The organism is Vibrio sp. QJM3NY_27, assembly GCF_057785955.1.
Genome location: NZ_CM173512.1, coordinates 224,562 through 241,825 on the forward strand (window position 1 = coordinate 224,562; position 17,264 = coordinate 241,825).

General features: G+C 44.5%; 13 protein-coding genes. 3 read left to right on the plus strand and 10 right to left on the minus strand.

The window, feature by feature from the left end; translation table 11 throughout:
- Positions 1-397: 397 nt before the first annotated feature.
- Both AC3CIA_RS16905 and AC3CIA_RS16910 read right to left on the minus strand, forming a co-directional pair.
- Positions 398-1,981, minus strand: a complete 1,584-nt coding sequence (locus AC3CIA_RS16905) for a DEAD/DEAH box helicase (protein WP_054543020.1) — start codon at positions 1,979-1,981, stop codon at positions 398-400.
- A 164-nt stretch (positions 1,982-2,145) separates the two neighbouring features.
- On the minus strand, positions 2,146-3,501 hold the full coding sequence (locus AC3CIA_RS16910; protein WP_488519318.1) for a diguanylate cyclase: 1,356 nt from the start codon (positions 3,499-3,501) through the stop codon (positions 2,146-2,148).
- 283 nt (positions 3,502-3,784) lie between these two features.
- Between AC3CIA_RS16910 and AC3CIA_RS16915 the strand changes: the two genes are divergently transcribed.
- Entirely contained in the window at positions 3,785-4,933 is a 1,149-nt protein-coding gene (locus AC3CIA_RS16915; protein WP_488519319.1) for a DUF3541 domain-containing protein, read from the plus strand.
- A 139-nt stretch (positions 4,934-5,072) separates the two neighbouring features.
- Here the strand turns inward: AC3CIA_RS16915 and AC3CIA_RS16920 are convergent, their stop codons facing one another.
- The 8 genes from AC3CIA_RS16920 to AC3CIA_RS16955 form a co-directional block, all read right to left on the minus strand.
- Positions 5,073-5,690: a class I SAM-dependent methyltransferase gene (locus tag AC3CIA_RS16920; protein ID WP_488519320.1), complete on the minus strand. Its 618-nt coding sequence runs from the start codon at positions 5,688-5,690 to the stop codon at positions 5,073-5,075.
- A complete protein-coding gene (locus tag AC3CIA_RS16925) occupies positions 5,690-6,943 on the minus strand; it encodes a sensor histidine kinase (protein WP_428785161.1) in 1,254 nt (417 codons plus the stop codon). Before AC3CIA_RS16925 ends, AC3CIA_RS16920 begins: the two co-directional genes overlap by 1 nt.
- On the minus strand, positions 6,940-7,650 hold the full coding sequence (locus AC3CIA_RS16930) for a response regulator transcription factor (RefSeq protein ID WP_488519662.1): 711 nt from the start codon (positions 7,648-7,650) through the stop codon (positions 6,940-6,942). Before AC3CIA_RS16930 ends, AC3CIA_RS16925 begins: the two co-directional genes overlap by 4 nt.
- 155 nt (positions 7,651-7,805) lie before the next feature.
- Complete coding sequence (locus AC3CIA_RS16935) at positions 7,806-10,949, minus strand: efflux RND transporter permease subunit (protein WP_488519321.1); 3,144 nt, start codon at positions 10,947-10,949, stop codon at positions 7,806-7,808.
- Positions 10,950-10,951: 2 nt separating this feature from the next.
- Positions 10,952-12,223: an efflux RND transporter periplasmic adaptor subunit gene (locus AC3CIA_RS16940; protein WP_488519322.1), complete on the minus strand. Its 1,272-nt coding sequence runs from the start codon at positions 12,221-12,223 to the stop codon at positions 10,952-10,954.
- Positions 12,220-13,668, minus strand: coding sequence for a TolC family protein (locus AC3CIA_RS16945; RefSeq protein ID WP_054547147.1), 1,449 nt, complete (start codon positions 13,666-13,668; stop codon positions 12,220-12,222). The genes AC3CIA_RS16940 and AC3CIA_RS16945 overlap by 4 nt, the downstream gene beginning before the upstream one ends.
- Positions 13,669-13,782: 114 nt before the next feature.
- The gene (locus AC3CIA_RS16950; protein ID WP_054547148.1) at positions 13,783-14,052 is read right to left on the minus strand and encodes a hypothetical protein; all 270 of its coding nucleotides are present in this window, start codon (positions 14,050-14,052) and stop codon (positions 13,783-13,785) included.
- 357 nt (positions 14,053-14,409) lie between these two features.
- Positions 14,410-15,618 carry a NupC/NupG family nucleoside CNT transporter gene (locus AC3CIA_RS16955; RefSeq protein ID WP_004729974.1) on the minus strand — a complete coding sequence of 403 codons (1,209 nt, stop codon included), beginning with the start codon at positions 15,616-15,618 and terminating at the stop codon, positions 14,410-14,412.
- 612 nt (positions 15,619-16,230) lie between these two features.
- On the opposite strand from AC3CIA_RS16955, the gene AC3CIA_RS16960 reads away from it, so the two are divergent.
- Positions 16,231-16,707 carry a hypothetical protein gene (locus AC3CIA_RS16960; protein WP_488519663.1) on the plus strand — a complete coding sequence of 159 codons (477 nt, stop codon included), beginning with the start codon at positions 16,231-16,233 and terminating at the stop codon, positions 16,705-16,707.
- A gap of 286 nt (positions 16,708-16,993) precedes the next feature.
- Entirely contained in the window at positions 16,994-17,263 is a 270-nt protein-coding gene (locus AC3CIA_RS16965; protein WP_004729968.1) for a PTS sugar transporter subunit IIB, read from the plus strand.
- The last annotated feature ends 1 nt before the right edge of the window (position 17,264 follow it).

A 17,264-nucleotide genomic window follows, 5' to 3' on the forward strand; every position in this document is an offset into this window, starting at 1 on the left:
TACGTGCCAACTTTTAAAACACGTATTTACTAAGCATCTGAACACGTATTGGCCGTAAATCCCTGCTTGTTTTGCAAACTGGAATTGCAAATTGCAAAGAACCACAAAAACGCTAGTGATTATGTTGTTATTAATAAATCATTAACGAATCATTACCTTTCCTCTCAATAGCGTGTTTCTTCTTGATTCAGTCGTTTTTACAGCCAAGAAATCACTTCTAATTCGCAAAATAATACCCATAAAAAAACGCGAACATTGAAATTCAATATTCGCGCTTATTCGAGTTAAATTGCAGAAATTCGCTACGCTAATAAACGAGAACCTTTTAAAAAAGTAATTCTCGTTACTGAAACGCTACAAAGCTACCTTATCAACCTTTCGGTCTACCAAAGAGCTACTATTTCTGAGGTGCAGGCTTAGAACGGCTTCTAGATGGTGAAGGCTTGTTCCCTGTAGGCTTATTACCTGCTGGTTTGCTCGAGCCATTACCGCCACCGAAACCAGACTTCTTAGGTTTACCTGCACCAGCTGGCTTACCAGAACTATTCGTAGAAGGCTTGTTTGCCGCATTACCACGCTTATAGTTACTGCCATTATTTCTTAAAGATTTATCATCACCCGCAACTGTTGAGTTGCTGTCAGAAGCTTTGTTGCCTGAATTAGGCTTGTTCGCATTAGGCTTACGCTTAGGAGCAGAACCTGAACCAGAGACATGACGCTTGTTCTTACCTGCTGGTTTGTGCCCGCGAGCATTCTCACCAGAACGTTGACCATCAGAGTGTTCACGTGTCTTTTTCGGCTTCTTAGGCTTAATCGGACGCGAATCCAAACGAGATTCAGGCAGTTTGTTTACAGGTGCAAAACCTTCAAGTTCACGGCGCTCAAGCACTTGCTGAATAAGACGCTCGATACCAAACAGTTCACCCACTTCATCAGCACAAACCAATGAAATTGCCTTACCCACTTCACCAGCACGGCCAGTACGACCAATACGGTGAACGTAGTCTTCTGATACGTTTGGAAGGTCGAAATTCACTACTTGAGGCAGTTGCGGAATATCGATACCACGCGCTGCAATATCTGTCGCCACTAATACTCGGACTTTACCCGTTTTGAAGTTCTCTAGGGCTTTCGTACGCGCGCCTTGGCTCTTGTTACCATGAATAGGAGCCGCTGAGATGCCTTGCTCGTCAAGGAAGTGTGAAAGCTTGTTTGCGCCATGTTTCGTTTTGCTAAACACAAGCACTTGTCGCCAATCATTATCTTTGATCAGCTTAGCGAGCATTGCGCTTTTTTTCTTTTTATCTACTGGGTAGATACTTTGCTCAACGGTTGGTGCTGTTGAGTTCGCAGGGCTTACCGAGATTTCAACTGGGTTGTTTACTAAGCCTTTCGCCAAGCCACGAATATCATCAGAGAACGTCGCTGAGAACAGTAGGTTTTGACGCTTCTTAGGTAGAAAAGCCAAGATCTTACGGATATCGCGAATGAAGCCCATGTCTAGCATGCGGTCAGCTTCATCTAGCACTAGAATTTCTAGTTGATCAAAACGCACAGCATTTTGGTTGTATAGGTCAAGTAGACGACCCGGTGTTGCTACCAGTACATCACTACCTTTACGCAATTTTTGCATCTGAGGGTTAATTTTCACACCACCAAACACCACCGTAGAAGTAAGAGGTAAGTTAATACCATACTTCACTACGCTGCCATTCACTTGCGCAGCAAGCTCACGGGTTGGTGTTAGCACTAGCGCACGTACTTGGTTCTGACGTACGCGAGGGCCTTTTGATAGCATTTCAAGAATAGGTAGCGTGAAGCCTGCAGTTTTACCTGTACCTGTTTGAGCAGCGGCCATAACATCTTTGCCCGTTAGGACAGCAGGTACGGCTTTCTCTTGTATTGGTGATGGCTTATCGTAACCTTGTGCTTCAATAGCTTTAAGGATCGGTTCAGAAAGGCCCAGGGAGGTAAAACTCATAGATTATTTTCTCAGTTGAATAACATTTAGTATGAGCAACGCGCAGAAAGAAGTCGTTGCTACAGCTTTCGCTCATCAATTAGATTGATAAGGAGCAAAGCGCGGTATTCTGAGGCTTTTCCCCACATTCAGCAACTAAATTCTAATCACAGCTCCAATTCAACCTACATAACTTGTCGCTTCTGTTCGTACATTTTTTCATCAGCCGCTTTCAAGAGTGCATCGACATCATCGTAGTTATTGTTATGAATAACCCAACCAACACTGATTCGAAGATAAATTGAGTACGTCTCGTAGACCACTGGTGTCGTACATATCACCTTGCGAAGTTTAGCCACAATCGACGATACATGTTGATCATCGATGATGCGTGGCAATAAGACTAAGAACTCATCCCCCCCTATCCTTGCCACGATGTCTGAACCACGCAACTCACTCTTTATACGCTTGGCACATTCAACTAACACCTGATCGCCAGCTGCATGACCAAACGTGTCGTTGATCGCTTTAAACCCATCCAGATCGATATTGACAACCGCAAAGGTTCTCGCTCTCTGCTTTTGAGTGGTTTTAAATGCCTGCTTGAGGCTGTACATGAAGTATCGACGATTCGGTAACATCGTAAGCTCATCATGCATAGAACGGCTATCAGCAATTAGATACAGGCGATAAATAGTCATAAAGGCAATCGCTAGTACTAACATTATGGTGTAACCCACCAGCCTTACCGCTTGAACTCGATACCAAGGCACGTCCATCAATACATGCTCATTACCGGAGAGAGCAAGGTACCAACCACCGTAAGGAAAGCTCACCGGCTCGGTGGCAAACGCATTATCGAACACATCTTGGGTGCCATAAAAGACTGGGCCATCTTTACCCGAACTATTGGCTCCGCGAATCGCGAGTTCGTACTTGTTCTCGATGTTCCCAATTCCGACATCGTCAAACAGCTCACCTAAGCCAATAACAGCACTAGATACACCCCAATAGTCTTGATTAAAAGGTGGGTCTCGAAAGATCGGAGTTCTAGTAATGAGGGCTTGACCACCTTGAAACAATTCAAAAGGCCCAGCAATAACAGTGTTACCGAGATTACGGGCTATCTCAACAGACTCCCATTGGTTTGGATAATCGCGATAATTAATACCAAGAATCTGCTCATTGCCTTCCATTGGGTAAACAAAGTTTAGAATATCGTCTTTGGCGAGTGCGATAAGTCGAATATGGAAGCCATCTTGAATAATATTCTCAGCAATCTTGTCCCAATTCTTCACCTCACCATCAGGGTTGATGGTCACTAAGGTAGAGAAATTGTTGAGGATATACATATCTGACACGATCGCGGCTTCGATCCGAGAACGAATAATGGATAATTGTTTTTTCCCCTCAGAATACGATTCATTCTTAAGAAAAGTTAATTGCTTGGCGTGAAAGAACTCAATCGCGCCTACTATCGCTAGGAAAAAAAGAAAAGATACTACTTTGGCAGACCACTGCTTGCTAGAACCACTTGGCATTTACGAACCTCTAACACTTTTGTTCTATATACTGCCTTATAACGGCTCATTTCTGGCTTATTGCTCCAGTATGCCGCTAAGTCACTAAAAATCTATACTAACGTCTACTATCTATCAAATATTGTGCCATTCATCACTTCAGGTCTGTTGGTTATACTAATTGCTTAATCAAAAAGGGTTAGTGAACCTTATAAAGCTTACATTGTATTGACTCAAACCTTACATTAAAGGATTCATCGATGTTATTTTACATAGACTATTAATCAGCTTGGTACCTCACGACATGAAGCTAAAAACGATTACACTGTGCACATTATTATCGGCCTCAGTTACGGTCGCTGTTCACGCACAAGAGAACGCTCTGGCGACAAATGTACCGAGTATTCAAATCCAAGCAGATTCTCTTAACTCTCATGAACAATCTTTCAAACAATCTGCAAACCTTATTCGTACGACCTACGAAAGCCAACTTTATACCCTGCCAGCCTTCAAAGAGGGTCACTATGGTTTGCGTATGTATCGCCAAACATTAGACGATAAATATTCTGCTGCGGTATGGAGTGACATGGCACGAGTGGCAAGTAAGCTCAGCACCCTGTCTAATGACGTTCATACCACGGAACAAATCGTACTCTACTCAGAGAAGCGCGTTGCTTCTTATGTTGGCGATAACGATGAGCGCAGTGTTCGACGCTACAACATCACCAAGCACATGCCTGAATACCTTTATCTTGGTGTTGACCTCCTAGGCTCTATGGCTCGTGCTAATGAATACGGTTTAGAGCACAAGAACGATGCTAAGCTGCGCGAAATCATTCGTCGCTATGATTTCTCACGATACGTGACCAACGAAGACATGGTGAAAGCGTGGGCGGCTCAACTCGCCAATCAAGTCTACTGGCTGCGCCAATTAGGTGAACAAGATGTCGTTGATGAGTTCGTCGACACCTTCAAGAAAGCGTACCCAGACGATGAAGATAAGAAGCTTTCAAGTCAGCAATTTGGCAACAAACTCTACGGCATGACACACGTCATCTTTGGCGATTCCGAGTACTATCAGCATCAAGTGAGCGAGCAAGATCATCAATGGATCTACGATTACTTCAGAGAAAATATCGATACGATTCTGCTACGTGCGAAAGAAGATGTGATTGCTGAGGTTGGATTGACCTTCTTACTGGCAGGTTTAGAAGATGACCCAGTTGTCGAGAAAACTCGGCTCGCGATTCAAGCTTCTATCGATGAGAAACAAGGCATGATCCCTTCTATCACTGGTGATTTTGATCTTGAGTACGGTGAACACCGCAACGTGTTAGCAATCATGCTGCTCGATTGGCAGCAAGTGAACAAGGCGCCGACTTATGGAGGCAATCCTAAAGTGTTTACTACGATTCCGTATGGGCTAATTGAAAACCAACCATTGAGTAAATAAAAACTCCGACGTTAGCCTGTAGAATCAAAAAAGCCGCATACCTTTCAAGGCCTGCGGCTTTTTACTGTTTGCTACGTCAGTAAGAATTTCAAGAGTTGTTAATATCAAAGCCTGTGTAAGTACTAAGATAATGACGACATCAAGCCCCAGACACGGCTTTGTTCATCACTATCGTGAAATCCCCTTCTGCGTAGCCCTCTATTAAAGAGACATCATCACAGAGCGTTTTACAGAAACGATAGACACCTTGAGGGTGATAACTCATCAAGGTATTACGTGAAGGATATTGGCTTGAGTTGAGAAGATTAAAAATCACCGTCTGATTCGCCAACTCAAACATACGAGTAATCATGTTTGTCAGATAGTCAGGATCACGAGAGATGTAGTTCAGTGAACCACTAGCGATAACAATGTCATGCACCTCAAGTTTCATTTTGCTCATGTCACCCGACAAAAACTGACAACGATCTTCTGTGTAGTTCTGCCTAGCCTTTTTTAGAAAGCCTGCGTGTTGGTCAACGCCGGTGTAAGATTGAATACGATAGATGCTGTCGAGCAGTTCAAACAACTCGCCATAGCCACAACCCAAATCTAAAACACTCTTCTTTTCGAAATCAGCCGAACGAGCGATCACTTCAAAGCGACACAATTGACTCTCTTCACTAGTCCAACCTAGAGCTTTGGCTTGGTCGCCATTTGAGCGGTTAGTCTGCTTTCGGTGATACCAATACACCTTAAAACGATCACGCCAGTGCATTACGAGAAATCCACCCACACTTCACGGCCACCAGCCAGCTCTTGGTTATGGTACTGCCATTGATATTGCGCAAGCAGCTTTTCGGTGAGCTCTAACCCTAGACCAAAGCCCAAATGATTGTCTTCTACCGTGCCATCAGTGTTGTTGTTAACAATGGTGACTTTTGAACCCAATTGAACGATATCCACGGTACCGCTTCCTGTGTGCTGGAAAGCATTGCGAATCAAATTGGTCAGCACGATTCGGGTTAGTCCAGCTGGTAACTGGCATTGTGTGTCATCGCTTTCAATATTCACAACCACCGCTTTACCATTCAATAGATAGGTTAAATCGTGGGTAATCTGTTGCGACAGTTCGCCAAGATGTAAGTTTTCCAGAGGTAGGTCTTTGTCTTGTTGTCGGGTGAGCCACAACAAAGTTTCTGTCAGGTCTGTCATGGTGAAACCCGCGCGCTTAATTCGGTCTATCACTTCAAGCTGTTTTTCTGGGCTCTTACCCTTTTGAATCAGCTTCTCTAGCAGTTCACTGTTGGTTCTTGTGACAGCAATAGGGGTACGTAATTCGTGGCTCGCATAACCCAAGAACTTCTGTTCCCGCTCTAAGCTGTTTTGAACAGAGCTCAAGCTATCACGAATGATGTTAGCCAAGGTGTTCAGTTCACTGAAGTGAAAATCTGGTGTGGGTTCATTGAGGTTGTCTTTGTCTAACGACTTGGCCCAATTCTTTAGCTGTTCAACAGGCGATGCTACTTTACGTAATATCAAAACTAAAATCGCGAAAAACAGGACAATCGCGGCTAAAGCAGTCAGGAAAATTGTCACAAAGTGAGGCAGTGCCTTGTCTTCTAAGAAATGGTCTTGTTTTTGGTTAAACACAGCAGAAACGTAACGCACTTCAGCTCCCTTCATCACTTTCATAACAAAGTAACCTTCTTTTGGCGGTGCAAAGATTGACTTACCAAGAACCTTTTTTGATATGACATTTAACTCAACGTTACTCTGCTCAATATGAGTTTGAATACCTTGTGGTAAATCGCTCCATTGCGTTGCAACCGTAAACTCTTGATTGGTCATAGGCTTGCCCGGTTTCACAACCTCTTGCTGAGCTTGAGCAATCATAGAGCCACGCATAGCGACATCCATACCTGAGATAAAGTAATTTATACTCAACGCTGATAGAACCAGAATCGTCGTTACGCCCGTAACCAGAATCGCCAGCAATACATAGATTCTTAAGCTTGGTCTAATCTTCATCCTTCTGGTTGCTCCTTAATCGCAAACCCTTTGCCCGCAATGGTATGAAGTAATTTGTTCTCTTGTTCAGCATCGACTTGTTTACGTAGATTGAAAATATGCACTTTTAAGCTATTACTGTCTGGTTGATCATCGCCCCACACGCCCTGCATGATCGTCTCTCGTGAAACAGGATTAGGACTAGATCGCATCAAAACGTCTAAGATTTTGAGCGCAGTTGGGGAAAGCTTTAGAGGTGAGTTCGCACGATAAGCTTGATGCTGTTTAAGGTCGATCTCCAGATCACTCACCGATAAGCGGCTAACCTGACCACTGCGCCGCTTTGCCAATACTTGAGCTCGAACAATCAACTCTTCCATCGCAAATGGTTTGATCAAGTAGTCATCGGCACCTTTTGAAAAGCCTGTCAGCTTATCATCAAGCGTATCACGCGCCGTCAGCATCAATACTGGTGTGTCGATCCCCTGTGCCCGCAAGTTCTCACAAACCTGCAAGCCATTCATTTTAGGTAAATTGAGATCGAGAATTACTGCGTCATAGCGATTAGTTTCAATTAGATTGAGTCCAGCTAGACCATTTGCTGCATGATCACACTGGATGTCTTCTAAATCGAGGTAATCAATAACAGCAGTGGCCAAATCGAGGTCGTCTTCAACCAAAAGCAATTGAAGCTTATCTGTGAGTTTATTAGTGACGGATTCTGCCATCATGACGACCTCTATTTTAGTTATATTGTGGCTAGTAATGCGCAGTTCTGTAATGCCTTAGCCTATTGAGCCTTGACTGCTAATGAACCTAAACAGATGCTGCTGAGACTAATTCAGCATCCACCCGTTAGATATCATCATTAGCTTAGCCATTGTTAAGCCGTTTGTTCAACGCCTTTGACTCGATTTGTGACTTTAAGAATCAGAGACTTAATCTCACACTGAATCATTAGTAATGCTGGCGTCAGAATCAGCGTAATAAACGTCGCAAACAAAATGCCGTAACCTAGTGCCGCCGCTGCAGGGATCAGGAATTGAGCCTGCAGAGACGTTTCACTTAATAGTGGCGTCAAACCTGCGAACGTGGTGACCGATGTGAGTAACACGGCTCTTAGTCGACCTGAACACGCTTCAACAATCGCATCGTGAACCGACTTGCCCTGCTCTTTGATTAGCTCATTGAAACGAGAAACCAACAACAAGCTGTCATTTACCACCACGCCACTCAACGCAAGGATACCGTTTAACGATAGGATACTGATTGTTAAGTCATTCCACCAGTGCCCTAAGATTGCCCCAACAATACCAAATGGAATCGCTGTCATAATAATCACAGGCTGAATGTAAGACTTCAGCGGGATAGCAAGCAGCGTGTAGATAGCAATCATGGCGAGTACAAACATGCTCATCATTGAACTCGCGGTTTCTTCTTGCTCTTCCGTTTCGCCAGCAAAGTCGACCGTTAGCCCCGGATATTGCGCTTCTAAATCGGGTACTAATGTGTCTTGCAACTGATGAACAAGCTCAGCAGGCGCAACCACCTCTTTGTCCAATACTGCACTGATGTACACAGCACGTTGGCTATCAATACGTGTGATCTCTGATACTTGGTAGTCTGAATGCACCTCAGCAACCGTACTCAAAGGCACCACGGTACCGTCGTTGGTTCTCACGCTCGATTGCTTGATATCCGCAATGGTTTGACGATCCGATTCTGGGTAACGAACTCGAACTTTCACCTCATCTTTACCACGTTGGAATTGCTGAACTATGTCACCACCAAACGCCTGTAATACTTGCTGTGAAAGACTTGCGGTATCAAAACCTAACGCACGACCTTGTTGTGTTAATTCGAAACGATACTGAGGCTCACCCAGATCCAAGTTATGATCAATGCCACTCACACCGTCAATAGCTTGAAGCTTGGTTAAGAACTCATTGCCGGCCGCCGAAACTGATTCTTCATTCCACGCTTTTAGCTCGACTTTGAAGTTATCGACCATCTCCATTTTAGACAAGATTTTAAGCTTCTTAACCCCTTCCATTTGGCCAACAGTCTCTTGCCACGCATCTGCAAACTCGTTCGATGTGTAAACACTGTCGCTGTCCAATTCAATTTTCACTTGGCCAGAATCATCGGCATCGGCGATAACCTGAAGGCTAAGCAGTTCCGATGATTCATCTTGAGCACCGTATTGCGCTCTCAGAGTTTCATCCGTTTGTGTTGCCGCCGCTTCAAGCACTAATAAGTTTTGCTGTGTTTGGCCAAAGCTAGCATCGTTCTGCATCGACATATCAGCTGTAACGGTGTCACCCGGCATATCAGGGAAGAAAGCCACACGAACCGCACCCGTCATCGGTAGCCCAGCAACCAAGATAAGCAACGACAAGAAAACCATTACCACGGCGTAACGCAGTTTTAGTGCCCATTCAATAGCCGGGCAATAAATACGCTTGTTAAACCAACCTAATCCAGTATCCGCAGCATGTTGAACACGAGCCCAAAGCCCCTTTTTGTCGCTGCGCTTGGTATTAATGTGCGCGAGGTGCGATGGCAGGATGAACTTAGACTCAACCAAAGATAGCAACAAACAGATAGTCACGACCGTGCCGAACTGAGCGTAAATCTGACCCATTTTACCTTCAACGTTAGCCAGTGCTAAGAAAGCAACAACCGTCGTTAGCACACCAAATATGGTTGGTGATGCCACCTTCATAGTGCCTCGAATAGTACTGCCGATCGAGTCGCCTTCTTCTTTGCGTGTGGAGTAGATACTCTCCCCAACCACCACGGCATCATCGACGACTATTCCGAGCGCCATAATGAAACCAAAGGTGGTCATTTCATTGATGGTTAACCCCATAAAGGTGTCTGTCATGAAGAACATGGTGCCAAAGAATACGAACGGTAAGCCCGCAGCGACCCAGAAAGCGACACGCACGTTTAGGAATACCGCTAACACGATGAATACCAGAGCAATACCCGTTAACGCGTTCTTCACCAATAGGCTCAAGCGATCTTTGATCATGGTACTTTTGTCGTACCAAGTTTCGATTTCGACATCGCTAGGCAACATGTTGCTTTTTTCCCAGCGATCTACCACTTGTTGAGCCTGTTCAACGATGCTGACGACGTCTCCGTATTCATCCATCACGATTTGAATCGCCATCGCATTCTGTTGGTTATAACGAGAAAGCATGAAGGTATCGTCGGCAAACATGTCTTCAACGTTGGCAATGTCACCCAGTGTAATTTGCGTACCATCAGTCGTCGTCATTACCGGAATTGCGTTGAAGTCTTGGATCTCATACGCCTGTTCCGACACCTTCAAACGAACCGTTTTTTCACCGTTGCGAAGGCTGGTAGAAATTGCAGCAGAAGACTCCGCATTGATCGCTTCAGAAACGTCAGTCAGAGTTAAGTCGTATGCTTGCAGCTTGTTCTCATCAACCTCGACTGAGATCATAGGATCAGCCTTAGCCTTAATCTCTAAGTCACGAATCGCCGATTGGCTCAGTAAATCCGACTTAAGTTGCTCGGCTAAGCTCTGCAGCGTTGCTCGGTCTGCATCCCCATAAAGCTGCACCCATAAGGCGTGGTCTTGCATGCGTGCCTTATCAATAACAGGATTGTCAGCGCCCGCAGGCAAGTTATTGATAGCATCAACTTTAGTTTTAACGTCGGTTAACAGGGTATCAAGATCATAGGTGCTCGTTTTTTCAATCGAAACATAGCTGCCGTTCGCATCAGAAGTAGACGTAATACGCTTAATGCCAGGTACGGTTTCTAACGCATCTTCAATCTTAATCGCAAGGCCTTCTTCCGCTTGAACAGGGTCACCACTGTCATAAGTCACTGAAACAGTGACAACATCGGGTTCTAGGCTCGGGAATGCTTCTTTACGTAACGTGTTAAGCGATAACACGCCAATAATGATCACGCCCACTAACAATAAGTTCGCTGCCACAGAGTTGTTAGCAAACCATGCAATAGCGCCTGTATGCTGCTTGTTTGACATGATTAACCCTCCGCCTTAGCCAGAACGACCATGCCTGCTTTAAAGCTGCTTAACGGACGCTTTACCACTTGCACACTGTCACTATTTGATTCTGTAAGGCTATTCAGATCGGCAGAGTTGTTCAGCTTGGTAGGGTCGATGTAAATCAAACCGCCCTTTTCAAACTCAACATTCGCGTTTGATTTAGAGAGCAGACCGTTGCCATCCACAAACCACAGGTCACCCTGCTGCGAAAGTGCTGAAGCTGGCAGCTCCCATAATTGAGTTAGTTGCTTACCCGAGATCGTTGCCTGCACGAATGTGCCTGGATAAAGATCTTTCTCTTGCTCCAAAGGGTTATCGACTTTCACGATCAGTGAACGTTGACGTGTGTCTTGTTGTAAGTGCTGCTCTACTCGCTCGACATAACCTTGCCACTGGTACTGACCATCAGAACTCGACAGAATCACTGGCCACGGCTGCTCTTTCAATTGCGAGTTATCGCTGTTGGGTAAGCTCAACCATTGGCTTTCAGACAAAGGAACAGAGACCTCAACCTCATCAACGCTGTATAACGTAGCAATCTGCGCGCCCGTTTGTGCGTAGCTTCCCGGTTGAACATCACGACTCACGACCAACGAATCAAAAGGGGCAACCAAGGTTGTTTTTTCGAGGTCTTGCTGAGCCTTTACCAATTCAAGCTTGGCGTTCTCTAAGGCAGCTGTTACTTGTGCCAGTTGTGGTTCGCGTAATACTAAAGGTGAATCTGGCTCGCCGGACAAACCAGAGCGTTGCCATTCAGACTTAGCTTGTTCGCCTTGTCTTTGCTCTTCCAATAAATCCAGTTGAGCTTGAGCAACATTCGCCTTTGCTTGCGTTACCGCTTGTTGGTAGCTGGTCGAGTCGATATTGGCGATCACTTCACCTTGGCTTATCACTTGCCCTGTTTCAAACTGCGAGCTGATCGTTTCTACTCGGCCACCAACTTCTGTTGAAAACATCAACTCATAACGCGACTTCGCTTCTCCGTAGCCCACCACTTCCGCTTGGTAGTCTCCGAGAGTTGCGAGTACCACTGACACTTGTTGCTGTTGCGAGGCTGCTAAGGTGGTCGTTTCAACAGACTTAGTTCCAATAGACTTAGTTTCAGCAACCATGATTTGAGACTCTGAAACCGTTAATTCATTCGTCTTTTGAGGAGTAAGCTCTGTTTGTGAACCGTTGTAAGCGAGGGCAGCAAAAATGCTTGAACCCGCAACAAGGGTGATTGCAATTGTGATGGTGTTCAGTTTCATGAAGATACTCCCAAGCCCAGAGCTAGGCCTAAATCAATTCGGTTTACAAGACGGTTATAGATGGTTTGTGTTAGCTGCGCTTCAAGGTCATAGGTTTGTTGCTGAACAGTAAGTAGATCAAAAATGTCGACCAAACCCTGACGGTATTTCTCTTCATAGCTGGTGAAGCTGCGTTGTGCGCTCACCAAGGCGTTCGTTAGGTGTTGCTGTTGAAGCGTTAGTGAGGACTCTTGACCCATCGCGTTCTCCACTTCATTCACCGCATTCAGTAGTGTTTCTTGGTAAGCCCAGTAACTGGTTTCTGTGGTTAAGTCAGCAATCTCTGCTTGGGCTTTCAGCTTGCCACCTTGAAACAGTGGTGCCGATACTTGGCCAAGCGCACTCCACAAAGGCCCGGTAAGCAGCGCTTCGCTCGGAGATTCTGCCATATCGGTTAGGCTTGCAGATAAGCTGATCGACGGCAGCATCGCTTTGTATGCAGCATCAGCACGCAGTGTTTCTGCTTCAATATTGAAGAAAGCCGCTTGAAGATCCGGACGCCCTGCCAGATCTTGCGTCGGCATGTTGTCTAGCGGGTTAATGATGGTTGGGAATGAACCGAGATCCGCAAGTGATAACTCCTCAGACTCTCCACTCCACTGCCCCGTTAACAAAACTAACGCGCGTCGACTTTGTGCCAGTTGCTCTTGGTAATCGGCCAAAGTTGCTTGAGTCGATGCGCTGCTCGTTTTGGCGTTATCTAGCTCTTCAAGGCTACCTAGCCCTGTGCGATAACGTTCTAAAACCAGCTCTTCGTTGTTTTCGAGGATCACTAAGCGCTGCGTTTCAATATCAACAAGCTGCTGCTTCAAACTGATATCAAGCCAACCTCTCATAACACTCGCGACCAAAAGATCTTGAGCGCCCTGAAGGTTAGCCTGAGACGTCGCAATATCTTTTAACGCGGCGTTGTTTGTGTCTGCTAATTTCTGCCATAAGTCCAACTCCCAACCGACCGTGACATCCGTGGTGTAGGTTTCAGTGGTGCTTGAGCCTTTAGTGCCTTCGTCAGCTTGACCAGAAAAACTCGCATCGACGGTTGGTAAGCGGTCGCCAGACGTCACACCTTGCTGTGCATAGGCAATTTTGAGTGCTGTGATACTTTGTTGAAGGCTTGGACTGTTCTGCAGAGCGCGCTCGATATAGAGATCGAGCTCCGGCGCATTCACTAAATCGGTGAGTTGTAGATTCTCTGTATCTAACTCTTGTTCATTAGAAGCATGCTGGTTCAAAGCCTGTTCTTCAGAGGTTTGTTGGATCAGCTCTGAAAGCAAGCTTTGCTGTGTCTTGCTAGTGCTTTGCTCTGCTAACGAAACATAGTCAGCCTGACTGGCTGTCGTGCAACCGTTCAACCCGATTAGAGCAAGTGAAATAAGGGAATGTTTTAAAGGAAGATTCAATTTCATCTTCTTGTCTCCTGTAAGAATGGAGGCAAGATAACGAGCTGGAGGTTAAGGGAGGGTTAAGGCGAACGTTAACCCTAAAAGAAAATGCAAAAAGTGTACGTTTAAACTTCTGTTTTATGCTTCTGACTTGCTAGAAAAGAGCCCACCGATCTTATAACCAATCGCATAGCAAACCACTGCAATAGTCACAAACACCAATGCCGAGAAGAAGTACGCCACCGATGCTGCGACGCCAGTGCCCCATACGATGCTGAATACTAAACCGTGGTAAGCCTCTTGCGGCCACTGAGAGATAGGGAACTGAGTACCACTAGCAATAAGATAAACCATCGCAAACAAGCCGATAAAGGCAGTGATAAGACCGATGAGAACGCGCATGTTCATGGGGAGACCTTTGATTTATTGGACTTGGTTGCCATTATTCTTAATCGAAAGCGGATGTGCTTAGTCGAAACCGAATATTCTCAATCGAAATCGAATGTTCTTAGCCGAAACCGAACGATATTAATCGCAACCTGATGATATTCAAGTATATCGGATAAAACAGGCTTGCTCTATTACTCTTCCGAGTGAGCCTTATACACGACAGAGTAATGAAAGTGGTGGTTTGAATCTGAATCAACCTAACCAGCAGGCACAAAAAAGCGGATACCCTTCTTACGTAAACTCCGTAAGTAAGATACCCGCTTTTACTAAATTTAAGCGCTTTTATTGAATCTAGCTACTTTAACTTAATCTAGCTTAAAGCAGGATGAAGATACCCGCTAAACATGCACTCATTAGGTTTGCTAACGTACCAGCCGCTACCGCTTTCAAACCTAAGTTTGCCACTTCTGCACGACGCTCTGGTGCCATAACACCAATCGAACCTAATTGAATCGCGATAGAACCAATGTTGGCAAAACCACACAATGCAAAAGTCACAATCACTTGGCTATGTTCAGACAGCAGAGCTTTGTTCTCAACGAAGTCGATGAAAGCAACAAACTCGTTCATTACGATCTTCTGACCGATGTAAGAACCTGCCATTAATACTTCATCACTCGGGATACCAATTAACCATGCAAGAGGCGAGAATAGGTAACCAAAGATAGCTTGCAGGGTAATGCCCGCAAAACCGAACATTTCGCCTAGACTTTCTAAACCCGTGTTGACCATTGCAATCACACTCACGAATGCAACCAACATAGTGCCGACAGCGACCGCCACCTTCATACCGTTCATTGCGCCACTTGCCAATGCATCGATCACGTTGCTTTGGTCAGCTTTATCTAGCTCAATGTGGTCGTAGTCACTCGGAGTACTACGCTCAGGAACAATGATCTTCGCCATCAATAGGCTGCCCGGAGCCGCCATGAAGCTTGCTGCAATAAGGTATTTAAGTTCAACACCTAATCCTGCATAGCCACCCAGTACACTGCCGGCTACTGACGCCATGCCGCCCGCCATTACAGCAAACAGTTCAGAACGAGTCATAGACTTTAAAAAGGGACGAATAAGAAGAGGAGACTCACCCTGAGAAAGGAAGATATTACCTGTTGCAACTAGAGATTCAGCTTTACTGGTACCCAGCAGTTTTTGCACGGCTCCACCAAGAACTTGAATCACTTTCTGCATAACGCCTAAGTAATAGAGCGCAGAGATCAAAGCACTGAAGAAGATAATGATTGGAAGTACGCGAATCGCGAAAATGAAACCTTCAGTAGCCAGATCACCAAATAGGAAAGCGATACCAACGTCTGCAAAACCAAGCAAGCTCGAAACGCCATTGCTTAGGCTTGTTAACGCCAGTTGTCCCCAAGGGAAATACAACACCAAAGCAGCGAAGCCGATTTGAAGTAATAGTGCACGAGAGACCGTTTTCCAGTTAATAGAAGAGCGACTCTCAGATAGCAGACATGCGCAAGCAATCAGTGCAATAACACCGACAAGACCAAATAGAATATTCATAATGTGTCCTAGTAATCCTTAAAGAGTGAACATGAGCCAAACGAATGACATCAAAGGAATAGGACAAAGAACCGCAAGCAAAACGCTACGCGATGAAGGAGCTAACAACGTTAGCGACTGTAACAACGAGTTGTTCATGTAAAAATCACCTTATACAAGCAGTGGAACGTAGCTGGTCCGGTCCGTGGGGTCATTCACATATCCATGTGACGGCTTGTATTGGCTAAGCACCGGCTTAAAACCGGAAAAGAAGTATAAACAGTTAAGTGAGACTTTCATCACATTTTTTGACGCAAACGATCGCGCGGTCAAGGATTAAACAAAACGCTGTGTTTATCGTCTTTTGTGTGCATAAAAACTGTAAACAACCTGTATGAAGTTGAATTTGTAATGTTAAGCCTTTAAACGTACGAGCGTAATCACTCGGTTAATTCTGTGTGATTCTTACTACTTTTCTGTGCTCTGCCTCATTTCCCGATACTTCAAGATTCATCTTAAGTTTAGATGCGTATATACTTTGTATGATCTCACCAAATAATTATCTATAAAATACTAATAGAGCTGATTAGATATAACAGCCATCGAGACTAAGAGAGGACACACTTGAAGAAAATGGAAGCTCCGCACGACATGAACAATGGAGCTAAATTCAAAACAAATAGACATGGCTATGTGACAGTAGTTGAATATTATAACACCTATACTGTTATTGTCGCGTTTGAAAATACCGGAAATATCCGCGCTATCAGTGCGGCGAAATTACGTACAGGTCAGTTAACCGATCGCTCTGTCGCACCTGAATCAATTATGATTGGTGAAAAGGTTGAATCCGTTAAACATGGAATATTGACCATTACCCAAGTTGAATCTGAAAATATTGTGGTACTAACCAACACTAATAACGAAGAAATTCGAATGTTATTACCAGCCGTACAAAAAATGAAAGATAAGGTCGAAGATGTTGAGAATGATAAAACTGAGGCTCCAAAGCCAACCTCTCTTAGTCAATTAACAAAAAGAAATAAAAAGACCAAAGACGTCAATAGCATGCTTAAGAAAATGCTTATCGATTACGGTCGATACGATTAGTTATCTATTTTATTTCACAGATCCTCTAAATATTTGCCTTCCGAAAAATAAATACATTTACTCCTGCCTTTCTCAATAAGATACGTTGCATATTCGAGTGAAAAGTTAAATTTGATCAAAGTCTCACTCTGGATCTTTAACGCGAATTAACGAGATCTCCATCACAATCTCATTTTAGCTTTGTGATGGAGATCTTATTGAAATCTGAATATTTACATTATTATGCTCTCACACAATAAGAGAACGCAGTTTCTCACCCCCCTAAAATCCAATTGAGACAAATATTATGAAAAAGATTCTTGTAGTTTGCGGTAACGGCCTTGGTACTTCACTAATGATGGAAATGGCAGTGAAAGAAGTGGCTAAAAAAATCGGTTTCGAAGCAGAGATTGATCACGAAGATCTATCTTCTGCAGCATCAAGCAATGCGGATATTTGGGTCGCGGCAACAGACGTTGCTAACCAACTGAAAGACGGTGGAAAAGAGAACATCATCAGCCTTAAAAATATTTTTGACAAAGCATCAATCGAAGAACAACTAAAAACTTTCATGTAAG